Origin of the sequence: Verrucomicrobium sp. GAS474 (genome assembly GCF_900105685.1) — a bacterium.
GTDB lineage: Bacteria > Verrucomicrobiota > Verrucomicrobiia > Methylacidiphilales > GAS474 > GAS474.
Genome location: NZ_LT629781.1, coordinates 1,258,921 through 1,273,706, shown reverse-complemented (window position 1 = coordinate 1,273,706; position 14,786 = coordinate 1,258,921). Strand labels below are relative to the sequence as shown.

Sequence of the window (14,786 nt, the reverse complement as noted above, 5' to 3'; positions counted from 1 at the left end):
GGCTTCGCCCCTCCGTGACCTCCCCTTCTGAGGGCCTGAACTAGGCGAACGCGCTTCCCCCGCGCCTTGTCTCCTCACTGGATTAAAATCCGCTGCTTCCTGGAGCGTCGGAGGGTACGTATTGCAGGGAGAGACGGGGCCAATACGCCCAGACTCCTATTGGGAGACAGCTCTATGGGAAAAGCATCCTTGGGATAATCACGCGTCCCAGTGCTTGCGAAGCCGAGACCTTACTTCGCGTCGAAGACCTGAACACCGTCCCAGCCGGATTCAGGCGGGGTCTTCAGGTAACGACGGCACCGCTCGGCGAGGAAACGGGAGGGACCGTCGTTTTCACTCCCCTCCAACAGGCCGAGCGCCCCGGCGAAGTCGCCTCGCTGATAGGTGTCGAACGCCTTCTCGTACCGCGCCACGGCGGCAGGGATCTCCATCCCGATCTCTCCCAACAGCTCGAAAATCGCCACGCCCTCCGCCTTCCCTTTGACGGCGACCCGGTCGAGACGGCGGAAGAGGAAGGCTTCCCGCACGCCGGGCGAGTTCCACACGGCCTCGCTCACGACGATCGCGGTGCCGTAGTGCCGGTTGAGGCTTTCGAGCCGGGAGGCGAGGTTCACGCCGTCGCCGATGGCGGTGTAGTTGAAGCGGTCGGCGGCGCCGAAGTGGCCGACGGAGGCGGCGCAGCGGTGGAGGCCGAGGCGGGTCTCGAAGCGGGGGAGTCCCTCGTCGCGCCAGCCGGGCGAATCGTAGAGCCGCCCCAATGCCTCGCGGCAGCGGAGGGCGGCGCGGCAGGCGCGGACGGGATGGTCGGCGAGGGGCTCCGGCGCGTTCCAGAACGCCATCACGGCGTCCCCGATGTATTTGTCGATGGTCCCCGCCTCCCCCTGGATCGCCTGCGCCATCGCGTCGAGGTAGCGGCCGAGGACGACGGCGAGCCGATCGGGGGGCGTCGCCTCGGAGAAGACGGTGAAATCGCGGATGTCGGTGAAGAGGAGGGAGAGATCGGCGGTCTCGCCGCCGAGGACCGGCTCCCGCCCGTCCCGGTAGAGGCGGCGGACCAGGTCGACGGGAACGTACTTCCCCATGGCCCGCATCGCCGTCTTCGCCCGCTCGAGCCCGGCGAGGACCTCGCCGATGTCGGAGAGCGCGGAACGGTTCCGGGAGGGGGCGAAGTCGAAGGCGTTCATCCGCGCCGTCTCGGCGGTGATGAGGCCGTGGGCGCGGCCGACGCCGCGCAGGACGAGGAAGCCGACGACGATGATCGCCGCGATGAGGGCGAGGGAGACGCCGAGGAGCCGGTGGCGGAGGTCGATCAGCGGCCCGAGGTAGCTGTCCCGGGGGGCCATGACGCCGACGATCCAATCCTGGGTCCCGGGCAGGGCGCGGAAGGTGCAGAGGAAGACCTGGCCGTGGGAAAGGACGGGGAGCGGCGCGGTGGCGTGGGTCGCGGCGGCCCCTCCCCCGGTCCCCGGCTTGCCGATGGTCGGGAGGACGGGCGAGGCGAGGGCGGCCCGGACCTCGTCGGGCAGGGAGGCGACGGCGAGGCGGAGGTCGCCGCCGCCGACTTCGGCGATCTTCCCCTCGGTATCGAAGCTCGCCGCGATGAGGCGGCCCTGCTCGTCGCAGAGGAAGACCGTCGGCGCGCCCATCCGCCGGGGTTCGAGCCCCGAGCCCTCGAGCGTCACCGCCTGGGAGATCCGCTCCTTGAGGAGGCCGACGCGGAGGACCCCGGCGAATTTTCCGCCCTCCGACATCGCCTTCATGAAGCTCAGCTCGACGCGACGCTCGGCCTCGGGGAGGGCGTCGTCGAGCTGCGACCAGTGGAGGTCGGTCGAGAGGATGCCCTGCCCCTGCCCTTCGGAGGCGGGGGTCTGGAAGGTGAGGTTGTCGGTCGGATCGACGGCCTGGAAGGCATCGGGCCGGGGCGTCCAGGTGCGGGAACCGATCTCGGTGACCACCGATTCGGAGACGAAACGCTTCTTCTCCCGGTCGAACCAGATTTTCCGGCAGACGATCCGGTCTTCGCCGAATTTCGACCGGAAGACCGAGATCTCCGTCGCCGTGCCGGGGACGAGGAGCCGGTTCCCCTCCTTGTCGAACCCGGTGCCGGTGCCGACCGTCGTCGCCGAGGTGAAGCTGACCTCGGAAAGGCTCTCGTCGGCGAGGAGGAGGGAGAGGAGGGCCGAGCGGACCGAGGCCGTTTCGCCGACCCGGACGAGGCCCTGGTTCATCCCCTTCTCGAACAGGGAGACGGCCGACGGGGCCTGCCCGAGGTAATCGGTGATCCCCTTCGCCGCCTCGTGGGCGACCTGGCTCTGGAATTGCTCGGCGCTCCGCAGCAGCGTCGTCTCGGAGACCGAAAGGATCTGCCAGAACAGGACCGCGAGCCCCGCGACGAGGCCGAACAGGCTGAGGAGGAAGAGCCTCCGAAGGGTGAGGGTGAAACGCATCGGCGGGGAGACCTTAGCCGACGATGGAGCGCCCTTCCAGATTTTCCAGGCTTTCCCAATCGCTCTTCCGGTTGACGTTGAGGAAGAGCCCCTCGTCCTCGGCCCGCACCGGGAGCGGAACGAGCTTTCCCGTCTCGATCCCGCGCCGGGCGAGGCGGTGGAGCGCGGCGTCATGTCCCGCCAGCTGCTCGCCGATCTCGGGCAGAAGGGCGACGGGCCAGAGCGCGGCGAGCGGCTCCAGCCGCCCCCCGGCCAGCTCGGGAATCACGCCGGGTCCTTGCTGCGTTTGAGCCTGGGCTTGGGCTTGGGCCTGCAGGAGAAGGGGCCGGAGCCACGCCGCCGTCATCCGGGGCATGTCGATCGCCAGGGCGAGGAGGAACGGGAGCCCCGCCGCCTCGGCGCGGGTGAGCGCCGCGAGGAGGCCGCCGAGGGGGCCGCGATCGAGGTGGGAGGGAAGATCGGGGACGACCTCGACGTCGGGGGCCGGGGGTTCTCCCCGTTCCCGCGTCGAAAGGAAGAGGCGGGCGGGCGCGGGATCGAGGGAACGGAGGGTCCCGAGCTGGAGGTCGAGGAAGGTGCGGCCCCGCCACGCCAGGCCCGCCTTGTCCTCCCCCATCCGGGTCGATCGCCCGCCGACGAAGAGGGCGGCGGCGTAGGCGAAGGAGGGGCCCGGAGTCTCGCTCATGCCGTGGGGATCGGGGCCGGAGCCGGGAGGGCGGCGGTCAGCGTGCCGTCGGTGACGATGGCCGCACGCAACCCACCCCGACAGCCGGGGGTGAGGTAGGCCTCGGCGCCCGGCTTCAGCGCGTGATCCATCCAGGAACAGGGGAGGCAGGGCGCGGTGCCCCGGAAGCGGACGCCCTGGACCTCGAACTCGGCCCCGACGAGGGCGTCGAGGTCGGCCCCGGCGACAACGATGTTCCGGCGCATCAGGCCCGGATCGGTCGTTGCCTCGGACAGGCCGAGTTCCCGGCAGAGCGCGAGGAAGGTCTCCTCCGAAAGGAAGGTGACCTGGCCCTTGTAGTTCTCCTTGAAGTCGAAGAAACGGTCCCCCCGGATGCCCCGCCCGGCGACACACTCGACCTGGCCGACGGCGACCGTCGCATGGGTGCCGGGAGCCTGGCCGTAGTGGCCGAAGAAATTATGGCCGGGGGAGAGGTAGAGGCGGCGGACGATCACGATCCTATTCTACCCCTGTTTTCTCTCTAAGGAAAATTGGAAAGATCAGGCCGGATCGGCATGACGGCGCGGGGCCGGAGGACGCGCCAGATGGCGGGCGAGGGAGGGGCGGCCCGAGCCGGAGCCGGGGCTCCGGCGCAGTTCGGCGTCGATGAGGCTGCCGACGAGGCAGCCGAGCTTGCCCGCCATGTCGCGCAGCTCGTTCGCCTGGGACTGGAGGTCCCGGACCTCGGTCGCCACCTGGCCGCGGAGGGCGATGATGTCGGCCTGGAAGGCGATCTCGTCGATGTCCCGGACGATCTCGGCCATGACGTTGTCGGCGGCCCGGACATCATCCATCGTCCGGGCGATCTCCCCGAAGGTGAGCGGCGGGGGAGCCGGGGCGGCCGGGAGACGGTTGGGTGTTTTCATCGGAGGGAGGGCGAAAGATTCGGGCCCGGCTTAGCTCTCGTTGCCGGCTCCCTTGAAGGCACCGACGTTCTTCCGCGCGGCGGCGGGGATCGTCTGGACAATCCGGGAGATCACCGGCGTCGAGGGTCGGGAGCGGGGGAGCGGAATCGGATCGGCTTCCCCTGCGAAGTGGAAGGGAGCCGAAGCGGCGGCAGGCCGTGCGGGACGGCGGGAAGAGGGGGAGGCGGAGTGGGTCGCGGAGCGGCCGACGAGCTGGTTCAGCTTCTCGGTGATCGAGCGGAGTTCCTCGGCCTGGGCGTTGAGCTCCTCGGCGGCGCTCGCCGTCTCCTCGGCCCCGGCGGCGTTCGATTGGGTGACCTTGTCCATGCTCGTGACGGCGTGGGAAATCTGGGAGATCCCCTTGCTCTGCTCGTCGGAGGAAAGCGCGATCGAGTCGTTGAGGCGGTCGACTTCCTGCACCTGCTTCAGGATCCCCTCGAGGCGGGCGTCGAGGCGCTCCGCCGCCGTCCCCAGCTGGGAGACCTGGGCGAAGACCTTCCCGGTGATCTCGACCCCCTGGGCGCTCTTCGTGATCGAGTTCTCGATGAGGCGGGCGGTCTCCTTCGCGGCCTCGGCGCTCCGCTGGGCGAGGGAGCGGACTTCCTCGGCGACGACGGCGAACCCGGCCCCGGCTTCCCCGGCGCGGGCCGCCTCGACGGCAGCGTTCAGGGCGAGGATGTTCGTCTGGAAGGCGATCTCGTCGATCGTCTTGATGATCTTGGCGATGTCGTCGCTCGACTTCTTGATCTCGCCCATGGCGACGTTCATGTCGCCGCCCGCGCTCTGAATGTCGGCCATCACGGTGCTCATCTCGCGCATGTCGGCGGAGCCCGACTGGACGCTCTGGAGGGATTTCCGCGCATTGTCGCGGGCGCTGACGGCGCTCTCGCTGTTCTGGCGGCTGAGGCTGCTGAGCTCCTCGAGGGAGGCGCTCGTCTGCTCCAGGGCCGAGGCCTGCTGGCTCGCCCCGTCGGCGAGGACGTGGCTGCTGGAGGAGACCTCGCCCGAGGCGGAGGAGACCTGGGTCGAGCTGTTTCCGAGGACCCCGGCGATGTCGTTCAGGGCGCGGTTCGTCCCCCGGACGATGGCGACGGCGACGCCGACGCCGATCAGGGTGGTGAAGAGGACGACGCCGAGGATGACCGCCGTCAGGAGGGACATCTTCTGGGAGAAGTTGGCGCCGTGCTCGGTGAGGGAATCGGTGTTGTTCTGGTTGAGGGGGCCGAAGGTCGCGCTGTAGTCGTTGAAGGCGAGGCGGAGCGCGCCGTTGTAGAGGGCCGTGGCCCCGGCCGTGTCGTGAGCCTCGGCGAGGGCGAAGAGCTGCTGGCGGAGCTCGACGTAGCGGGCGCGCTTTTCCTTGAAGGCGTTCCAGACCTTGAAGTCCTCGTCGCTGGAGAGGGTCGTCTCGTACCATGCGGCGTCCTTCTTGATGGCGGCGGCGTTCGCCTCGATCTGGGCGCGGATCTTCTGCTCGGCCTCGGGGGTCGTCGCGGCAAGGAGGTCGGCGAGGAGGAGGTGGTTCCGGTAATTCTTGTCGGAGATGTCGAGGATCGTCGCGACGCTGGGGGCGTCGCAGTTCACGATGCCGGAGGGGATCTTCCCGTCGAAGCCGTCGATCTCGTGCCGGATGCTGTGGAGGCCGAGGAAGACGACGACGCCGAGGGCGGCGTTGAGGAGGATGACCGAGACGAAGCCGGTGAGGACGCGCTTGCCGATGGACCAGTTCTTGAAATTCAAATTCATGGGAGGGGCGGGGTGGGATGGTTTTCCCGAGTCTCCCGTACCGGACCCGATCGCAGAATAGGCGAAAGGCCGATTCGGCTGTCGGATTTGTCCTACAGCCCCGCCCCTTGTAGCCCCGGCCTTCAGAGGACTTCGAGTCGGACCGCGGCGGCCTTGTAGGACGGCTGGCGGGAGTGGGGGTCGAAAGCGGGGAACGTGAGGAGATTCGTCTCCGCGTAATGCATCGGCAGAAAGACGTGGCCCGGCGGCACCGAGGCGGTGACGTAGGCGGCGGCGACGACGCTCCCACGGCGCGAGACGATGCGGACCGAATCCCGGGGGCCGAGGCCGAGCCGCCGCGCGTCGTCGGGATGGACCTCGGCGTAGATCGCCCCGGGGCGGAGCTTCCGCAGGACGGCTGATTTCTCGGTCCGGGAACCGGTGTGCCATTGGGCCGAGCTCCCCCGCCCGGTGAGGAGGAGGAAGGGATACTCGGCATCGGGCCTCTCGGGCATCGGGCGGGGGGCGGCGTAGACGAAGAGGGCCTTTCCGTTCGGGCGGGGGAAGCGGTTTTCCCCCCTCTCGAAGAGTCGCCGTTCGCGCGCGGGCTCTCCCTCTTCCTCTCCCTTTTGCGACGCCGCCCAGGGCCACTGGATGCCGCCCGCTTCGTCGAGGTGACGGTAGGGGTCGCCCTTCCCCTCCCCGATGCCGCTGAAGTCGCAGGGCCGCCCGGCGGAGAGCCGCTGCAGGAGGCGGAAGACCGCCTCGGGGGTCGTCCATGCGCGGAAGAGCTCGCCGCAGCCCCGGCCCCACGCCTCGGCGAGGAGGCGGACGATGCGGAAATCGGAAAGGGCCGCGCCCGGGGCGGGGGAGACGGCCTTCGAGTGGCCGATCCGCCGCTCGGAATTGATGAAGGTCCCCTCCTTCTCCCCCCATCCGGCGGCGGGGAGGTAGAGGTGGGCGAGCCGCGCCGTCTCGGTCGTCGGGTAGAGGTCCTGGACGACGAGAAAATCGAGCTTCGCCAGCGTCTTCGCGATCGTCTTGCTCCCGATCCACGAATGGGCGGTGTTCGTCGCGACAATCCAGAGGCCCTTGATCGTTCCGGCCTCGATCCCCTCGACGATCTGGTCGTAGGCGAGGGAGTTCTCCGAGGGAATCCGTTCCTCGGGAATCCCGGTGATCCGCGCCACCTCGGCGCGGTGGGCGGCGTTCCGGAAATCGCGCCCGCCGAGGAGCCCCGTCGTGTTCGAGAAGAGGCGGGAGCCCATCGCGTTGCATTGGCCGGTGATCGAGTTCGCCCCGGTCCCGGGCTTCCCGATGTTCCCCGTGAGGAGGGCGAGGTTGATCAGCGCCTGGGCGGTCCGCGTCGCCTCGTGGCCCTGGTTCACCCCCATGGTCCACCAGAAGGAGACCCGCTTCCCGCTCCCCTTCCCGATCAGCGCCGCGAGGGTGCGCAGGGTCTCGACGGGGAGGCCGGTCCCGGCGGCGACGGCCTCGGCGGCGTAGGCGGGATCGGCGAGGAAGGCGGCGAAGTCGTCGAACCCCTCGGTGTGGGCGGCGACGAAGGGGGCATCGACTCCCCCTCCCTCGACCACGAGGCGGGCGAGGCCGTGGAAGAGGAGGAGGTCGGACTTCGGCCGGATCGCCAGGTGGCTCAAGGCGGGATCGGGGGAGAGCGCCGCCGCCGCCGTCGCCGTCTCGGTCCGCCGGGGATCGACGACGATGACCTGGACGCCCCGCCGGTTCCGGACGATCCGCTGCCAGAGGATCGGGTGGGCGATGCAGAGGTTGGAGCCGACGAGGAAGAGGACGTCGGTCTCCTCGAAGTCGGCATAGGTGAAGGGGGGCGCGTCGAAGCCGAACGATTCCTTGTAGGCGGCGACGGCGGTCGCCATGCATTGTCGGGTGTTGCCGTCGCCGTGGCGGAACCCCATGCCGAACTTCGCCACCGCGCCGAGGAGGGCGAGCTCCTCGGTGAAGATCTGCCCGGTGCCGAGCCACGCGAGGGAATCGGGGCCGTGCCGGTCGGCGACGGCCTGGAAGCGGTCGGCGAAGAGCCGCGCCGCCGCCTCCCAGCCGACGGGGGCGAAGCGGCCCGGCGCAGATCCAGTTTGGACGAGGGGCGTCGTCCCCCGGTCGGGGGCGGCGAGCGGGGCGAGGGCCTCCCATCCCTTCGGGCAGGCCATGCCGAGGTTCACCGGATAATCGGCGGCGGGGGTGAGGTTGACGGCCCGGCCCCCCTTCATGTGGATGTTCAGGCCGCACCCGGTCGAGCAGAAGCCGCAGACCGAGGTGACGAGGGCGTCGGGCCGGAGCCGCTCGGGGACGTGGCCGAGGCCGAAGTCGCCGGGGCGGAGGACGAGGTCGCGGGTCAGCGGGCCGTCCCACGCGCGGAGGGGAGGAAGGGGGGAGGTCATGGCGCGGGCGTCGTCCTCGGTTCTCAATTTTCAAAATGGCCCGGCATCTTCGGCGCGGCGCACGAGGCGAAGAAGAGGTAACGCTCCGCCAGCTCGCCGACGAGGAGGAGGAAGGCCGCCGCGATCGCGAGCGGCAGCGCCGTGGCTGTCCCAGGCATGTCGACGGCGAGGCAGAAGGGAAGGATGACGCCCCCGAGGAAGCCGCTGACGACCCTCACGCGGAGGAAGGGCCGGAGCGGCCCGATGAGGAGGAGGGCGGTCTTCTGGAGCGGCGTGTGGCGGGAGAGCTCCCGCTCCTCCGCGTCGAAGCCGGGACGGATGAAGAGGAGCGCCTCGCCGACGATCTTCACGAAGGCGAGGACGAGGAGGAGGACGTAGGCCGCTGCGGCGAGGCGGTCCGAGGCCCGCTCCAGCACGAGGATCGGGACCGTCCCGGCCAGGCCGAGGAGGAGGGTGGTGCCGTAGAAGCGGAAGGCCGTCCGGCCCCGGCCCCACGCCTCGCGCCGGGTGTCGGCGTAGATCATGACCGAGGTCCAGACGGCGGGAAGGCCGACGGCGAGGAGGAGCGCCGCGAGGGCGACGACGAAGGGGCAGAGGAAGACCGCGCCCGCGTCGACGAGGTCGAAGGCGCGGAGCGCCGCCTCGCTCCCGCCGAACCAGGTGATCGCGTGGACGACGGGATCGACGAGCGCGGAGGGAAGGAGGCCGTGGGCGAGGGGCTCCATCAGGGTCAGGGCGAGGTCGGCGACGAGGAGAGCGGCGAAGAGGCCGAAGGCGGCGATCTCCCGGCTCAGCCACGAGGTGCGGAGGCCGAGGAAGGCGCGCCAGGCCCCGAGGGGGCGGCCGAGGTGGAGGATGCTGGAGCCGATCCCGGCGAGGCCGAGGAGGGCGGCGAGCGCGACGAGGGGCGGGTGGACCGCGGCGAAGGTCGGCGTGAGGAGCCGGAGGCCGAGGTCGGCGGCGAGGAGGCCGACCGAGGCCTGGGTGAGGACGAGCATCGCGACGAGCGGCGGATGGCCGGGCTCGGGCCGGAGGCGGTGGGCGTCGGCGGGATGGAGGGTGGCGGGGGCGGTCCGCATGGAGAGATAGCGCGTGGAAGGGAGAGTGATGCCGGGGTCGGGGGACCCGGAAAGAAACTCCCCCCGGCGCGCCCGTTCGGCGACCTCCCCCTTGCGGACCACGGTAATCGTGATCGCTTCGTTGGGGCAAGCCTGAACGCAGGCGGGGGCCTCGTCGGCGGCGAGCCGGGACGCGCACATGTCGCACTTCCGCACGATGCCCCGCTTCGGCGAGTACTTCGGGACGTCGTAGGGGCATTTCAGGACGCAGTACTGGCAGCCGATGCACTGGTCGTCGAGGTGGCGGACAATGCCGGTCCGGGCGTCCTTCTCGTAGGCGAGGACGGGGCAGCCGCTGAGGCAGCCGGGCTCGACGCAATGGTGGCAGGCGGTCGTGATCGTCTGCTGGAAGGGCTGGCGGTCGATCTCCCCGATGCCGTGGATCAGGCCGACGGAGCGCCAGGTCTCCTCCTCTTCCTTGTCGAGGCCGTTCAGGCTGTGGCAGGCCGAGACGCATCCCTTGCAGCCGGAGCAGGCGTCGAGATCGACGGAGAAGGCGTACTGCTCCCCTTCCCCCGGCGGCGCGGCGGGGAGGAGGGCGCGGTAGTGGCCCTCCAGCGCCGGCCCCCTCCCCGCCGCGTGGCGGGCGTGCCGCTCGGAAAAGCGGTCCACGGCGGAGAGATCGCGCTGCTCGGCGAGGAGGAGGTCGACGAGGGTGGCGTGGCCTCCGTCGTTCCCTTCGTCGTGATGGAGCAGATCGAGCATGGCCGCGCTCCTATTCCTCGTTCGAGGAAATCGCCTGGAGGGTGTTGAGGTCGTGGCGGCGGGTGAAGTCGCGGAAGGCCTCGCCCGGGTTCCGGCGGCGGAGGTAACCCTTCAGCACCTTCTCCAGCGTCGGGCCGAGGTCGCCGAAGGCGACGCCGGTGAAGAGCTGGCGGCCCAGCTCGCGGTGGGCCCCGAAGCCGCCGCCGACGAAGACGTGGTAGCCGTCGACGCTCTCGCCGCCGATCTTCACCTTCGTCCCCAGGAGGCCGATGTCCCCCATGTAGTGCTGGGCGCACGAGTTGGGGCAGCCGGTGAGGTGGATGTTGACGGGAAGGTCGAGGGTGACCCGCTTGTCGAGGTAATCGGCGAGGGCGAGGGCGTCGCGCTTCGTCGGGGCCTGGGCGAACTTGCAGTAGGCGCTTCCCGTGCAGGCGACGAGGCCGCCGCGCAGGAGCGATTGCTCGGTCGGGAAGCCGACGTGCCTGAGGAGCTTCCGGACGGTCGGGACATAGGCCTCGGAGACGTGCGGGAGAAGGAAGTTCTGCCAGACGGTGAGGCGGACCTCGCCGGAGCCGTATTGGTCGGCGAGGTCGGCGAGCTTGACCAATTGGTCGGCGGTGACCTGGCCGACGGGGACCGAGGCGCCGAGGTAGAAGAGGCCGGGCTGCTTCTGCCGATGGGCGCCGAGGTGGGGATGGGGCGCGCGGTCGGCCTCCCCTTCCTGGCCGGGATAGCGGAGTTCCCCTGCGGCGAGCGGGGCGCGGCGCAGCGTCCTCCCGAGGAGCTTCTCCCCCTCGGCGACGTAGCGGGCGAGGGCGTCGGGGCCCCACGCCTCGAGGAGGTGCTTCAGCCGCGCCTTCTTCCGGTCGGTCCGGTTGCCGTGGGCGATGTAGACGCGGGTGAGGGCGGCGACGACCTGGTTCAGCTCCGCCGGGGGGACGACGATGCCCAAATCACGCGCGAAGCTCCTGTGCCCCGTCGCCCCGCCGACGGCGAGGCGGAAGAGGATCTCGTCGCCGACGCGGACCGCCTTCGCGCCGATGTCGTTCGTGTCCTCGACGGTGCTGACGCGGCCGCCGCCGTCGTAGGCGATGTTGAACTTGCGCGGCAGGTCGTAGAAGGCGGGGTCGTGGAGGAAGATCTGCCCGAGCTCGAGGCAGAGGGGCATCACGTCGATCAGCTCCCCGGGATCGAACCCGGAGGTCGGGCTGGCGGTGAGGTTGCGGATGTTGTCGGCCCCGGAGCCCCGCGTGTGGAGGCCGATCGCCTGGATGCGGCGGAGGAACTCGGGCGCGTCCTTCGGCGCGATGAGCCGCATCTGGAGGTTGGCCCGGGTGGTGACCTGGAGGTAGCCGGTGGTGAGGTCCTTCGCGATCCGGGCGAGTTCGCGGAGCTGGAAGCCCTTCAGCACGCCGCCGGGGATGCGGAGGCGGGCCATGTAGGCCTCCTTCATCGGGGTGAGGAAGAAGAGGCCGTGCCACTTGAAGCGGAAGAGGTCTTCCTTGTCGGGGGCCTTGTTGTGGGCGGCGTAGTCGAGGAGGAGGGAGTGGGAGTCGAGGGGATGGAGTTCCCGCTTGATCCGCTCCTCGGCGATCAGGTCGGAAAGGTCGGCCTGCTTTTCCCCGACGGGAGCGGGCTCGACGTCGCCGAAGCGGACGCCGCGCGAGGCGAGGCCGCTGAAGAAGCCGTCGAGGTAGGTCTTCTGCTCGTCGTTGAGGGTCTCGCCGTTGATCTGTTGGAGCGGGTTCATGGGGAATCAATAGACATCGCGCTGGTAGCGCTTCGTTTCCTTGAGGGAGCGGACGTAGGCGGCGGCGGCCTCGGGCGTCATCCCGCCCGCCCTCTCGGCGACTTGGTGGAGCGCCGCGTCGACGTCCTTCGCCATCCGCGAGGCATCGCCGCAGACGTAGAAGTGGGCCCCCTCCTGGAGCCACGCCCAGAGCGCGGCGGCCTCCTCGGCCATCCGGGTCTGGACGTAGATCTTCTCCTCCTGGTCGCGGGAGAAGGCGGTGGAGAGGCGGGTGAGGTGGCCCGAGGCCTGCATCGCCTCCAGCTCGTCGCGGTAATAGAAATCGGTCGCCGCCCGCTGGTCGCCGAAGAAGAGCCAGTTCTTCCCCTTCGCGCCTGTCGCGAGCCGCTCGTGGAGGAAGGCGCGGAACGGGGCGATGCCGGTGCCGGGGCCGACCATGATGACCGGGACGGCGCCGTCGGCGGGCGGACGGAAGCCGTGCGAGGTCTGGACGAAGACGGGAACGCTCTCCCCGGCGAGATCGGCCAGGAAGGTCGAGCAGACGCCCTTCCGCGCCCGCCCGTGGGAGTGGTGGCGGACGACGCCGACGGTGAGGTGGACGGTCCCGTCCTTCTCGAGGTGGGCCTTCGGGCTCGACGAGATCGAATAAAGCCGGGGGGCCATCTTTTTCAGCAGGGCAAGAAGGCCCGCCGCATCGGGCCGGAGGGCGGGCGTCGCGGCGAGGAGGTCGTAGACCTCGCGGCCCCAGAGCCAGTCGCGGAGGGCCTCTTTCCGCTCCGGCGCGAGGAGGTCGCGGAGTTCCGCGTTGGTCTCCCCCGCCTTGGCGAGGAGGTCGGCGGAAGGCTTCGTGATGTCGTAACCGGTGCGGAGGGTCTCGCGGAGGGCGGCGTCGCCCGCGAGGCCGAGGAGCGCGAGGAGGTCGTCGACGAGGGCGGGGCAGTTGGAGGGAAGGACGCCGAGCGCGTCGCCCGCCTCGTAGGCGAGGCCGGAGCCCGCGAGGGAGATCTCGACATGGCGCGTCTCCTTCCCGGAGCCCTCGGCATTGAGCTTCCGGTTCGCCACGAGGCGGGCGGGGAAGGGACGGCTCTTCGACCAACCCGCCTCGTCCTGCGCCGGTTCCCCGGGAGCCTCCGCCGCCGGGGAGGAAGGCGAGCCGAGGACCGCGAAGGCCCCGCCGATCCATTCCCTCGCCTTGCCTTCGTAATCGGCGTCGCAATCGGCGCGGGCGTGGAGCCGCTTCGCGCCGAGGACGGCGAGGCGGTCGTCGATCTTCTTCCCGGCGGCGCAGAACTCGGGGTAATTCGTGTCGCCGAGGGCGAGGACGGCGTAGTCGAGGTGGGCGAGGGCGGCGGCGGCCCCTTCGGTCTGGAGCCAGGTCCAGAAGGCCTGGGCGTTGTCGGGCATCTCGCCGTCGCCGTAGGTGCTCATCACGACGAGGAGGCGGCTCTGCCTCGTCCAATCGATCTTCGCGTGATCGTCGGCGGCGACGACCTCGGGAGCCCAGCCCCGTCCCTTCGCCTCCCTGCCGATCTTCTTCGCCAGCGCCTCGGCGGTCCCGGTCTGGCTGCCGTAGAGGATCGCGAGGGGGAGGGACGGCGGGGGAAGAGCCGCTTCCCCACCCTCGCCCGGGACGGCGACCGTCGCGCAGAGCCCCGCCAGGTAGCCGTTGAGCCAGAGCCGCTGGTCGGGGCGGAAGGGAGCGTTTTCCGGGATGAAGGGGACGGTTTTCATCGGCTGGGAGAGGACGGCGGCGGGGAGAACTAGACGGCCAGCTCGGTCTTCAGCTCCTTCGGCAACGCGCCGAGGGCCTCGTGATAGATGTCGCCGCGGAAGCACTGGGTGCTGATCCCGGGGAGGTGGGGGCGGGCCGAGATCTGGTTCAGGCGGGCGAGGAGCCACGCCGCCTTGCTCCCGCTCGGCTCGTTGATCGCGCGGCCGAAGAAGTGGTAGAGCGCCGTCCGGGGGAGGCCCGATCCGCCCTTCCCGATGTCGAAGGAGCCGGAGAAGCTGTGCCGGAGCGCCAGGATCGAGGCGTTGACGTAGCGGGGCTGGGCGAGGGTCTCGAAGACCCGCTCCCGGTGCTCCGGCATGTCGCAGATGCGGCACGCCTCGAGGAGGGCGAGGATCAGGGCCTGGTGCTCGGCGGCGCGGCTGTCGGCGAATTCCTCCCGCACCATCAGGATCTTGTCCGGGTGGTCGGGGGCGATCTCGGCGCCGAGGGCGGCGCACCAGCCGAGGCCATCGGCGATCGCCGTCGAGGGCCACGGCCCGGCGACGCAGTAGCCGTCGAGATGGCCCAGGCGGAGATTGTCGGTCATCTGCGGCGGCGGGACGACGGCGATCTGGACGTCCCGGTCGAGGTCGATCCGGTGGGTCTTCAGCCAGAGGCGGAGGAGGAAATGGTGGGAGGAGTAATAGAAGGGAACGCCGAGGACGAGGGGCGGGCCCGAACGCTCCTTCAGATAGGCGCGCAGCGTCTCGCCGTCCTCGACCCCCGCGCGGCGGAGGGCGGTCGAGAGGACGATGGCGTTGCCGTTCAGGCTGAGGACGAGGCCGGTGACGCACGGCATCGCGATCGAGCCGAGGCCGAGCGTCGTCGAGAGGGTCATCGGGGCGCAGGCGTGGGCGGCGTCGAGCTCCCGGTAGATGAGCTTGTCCCGGATCGTCGCCCAGCCCGGCTCGCGGGAGAGCTCGACCCGCAGGCCGTACTTCTCGTAGAGGCCGAGTTCCTTCGCCATGATGATCGGCGCGGCGTCGCAGAGCGGGACGAAGCCGATGCGGAGCGCGGGAGAGAGCGGGCGGCTCACCCCGGCCGAGGCGGCGACCGACGCCTGGATCGAGAGCGAGAGCGCCGGTTTCTTCTTCTTGTCCGGCGCGGGCGGGACGGCGGGGCTCGACTTCGGGGGGAGATTCGCGGGGCTGTTTTTGCGCTCTTTCATGAATGGGCTTCTGCAAGGGGTACAAGCGTTTTCGATGCCTGATCGTTTCCGTTTTTCAT

General features: G+C 70.2%; 10 protein-coding genes. All 10 read right to left on the bottom strand.

Annotated elements, in window-relative coordinates:
* Window positions 1-230 precede the first annotated feature (230 nt).
* The 10 genes from BLU04_RS05150 to BLU04_RS05105 all read right to left on the bottom strand — a co-directional run bounded on the left by BLU04_RS05150 (window position 231) and on the right by BLU04_RS05105 (window position 14,727).
* Window positions 231-2,447, bottom strand: a complete 2,217-nt coding sequence (locus BLU04_RS05150; RefSeq protein WP_157895138.1) for an adenylate/guanylate cyclase domain-containing protein — start codon at window positions 2,445-2,447, stop codon at window positions 231-233.
* A 13-nt stretch (window positions 2,448-2,460) separates the two neighbouring features.
* Window positions 2,461-3,132: a molybdenum cofactor guanylyltransferase gene (locus BLU04_RS05145; protein ID WP_093283075.1), complete on the bottom strand. Its 672-nt coding sequence runs from the start codon at window positions 3,130-3,132 to the stop codon at window positions 2,461-2,463.
* Window positions 3,129-3,626 carry an MOSC domain-containing protein gene (locus BLU04_RS05140; protein WP_197673037.1) on the bottom strand — a complete coding sequence of 166 codons (498 nt, stop codon included), beginning with the start codon at window positions 3,624-3,626 and terminating at the stop codon, window positions 3,129-3,131. The genes BLU04_RS05145 and BLU04_RS05140 overlap by 4 nt, the downstream gene beginning before the upstream one ends.
* 45 nt (window positions 3,627-3,671) lie before the next feature.
* A complete protein-coding gene (locus BLU04_RS05135) occupies window positions 3,672-4,037 on the bottom strand; it encodes a hypothetical protein (RefSeq protein ID WP_093283070.1) in 366 nt (121 codons plus the stop codon).
* Between the two features lie 30 nt (window positions 4,038-4,067).
* On the bottom strand, window positions 4,068-5,819 hold the full coding sequence (locus BLU04_RS05130) for a methyl-accepting chemotaxis protein (RefSeq protein ID WP_093283067.1): 1,752 nt from the start codon (window positions 5,817-5,819) through the stop codon (window positions 4,068-4,070).
* A 122-nt stretch (window positions 5,820-5,941) separates the two neighbouring features.
* A complete protein-coding gene (locus BLU04_RS05125) occupies window positions 5,942-8,215 on the bottom strand; it encodes a molybdopterin oxidoreductase family protein (RefSeq protein ID WP_093283064.1) in 2,274 nt (757 codons plus the stop codon).
* A 23-nt stretch (window positions 8,216-8,238) separates the two neighbouring features.
* A complete protein-coding gene (locus BLU04_RS05120) occupies window positions 8,239-10,038 on the bottom strand; it encodes a DmsC/YnfH family molybdoenzyme membrane anchor subunit (RefSeq protein ID WP_093283062.1) in 1,800 nt (599 codons plus the stop codon).
* A 10-nt stretch (window positions 10,039-10,048) separates the two neighbouring features.
* Window positions 10,049-11,788 (bottom strand): NirA family protein, encoded by a 1,740-nt coding sequence (locus tag BLU04_RS05115; protein ID WP_093283060.1) that lies wholly within the window; start codon window positions 11,786-11,788, stop codon window positions 10,049-10,051.
* Between the two features lie 6 nt (window positions 11,789-11,794).
* Window positions 11,795-13,519 carry a sulfite reductase subunit alpha gene (locus BLU04_RS05110; protein WP_093283059.1) on the bottom strand — a complete coding sequence of 575 codons (1,725 nt, stop codon included), beginning with the start codon at window positions 13,517-13,519 and terminating at the stop codon, window positions 11,795-11,797.
* A gap of 29 nt (window positions 13,520-13,548) precedes the next feature.
* A complete protein-coding gene (locus tag BLU04_RS05105) occupies window positions 13,549-14,727 on the bottom strand; it encodes a CmpA/NrtA family ABC transporter substrate-binding protein (RefSeq protein ID WP_162274642.1) in 1,179 nt (392 codons plus the stop codon).
* Between the last annotated feature and the right edge of the window lie 59 nt (window positions 14,728-14,786).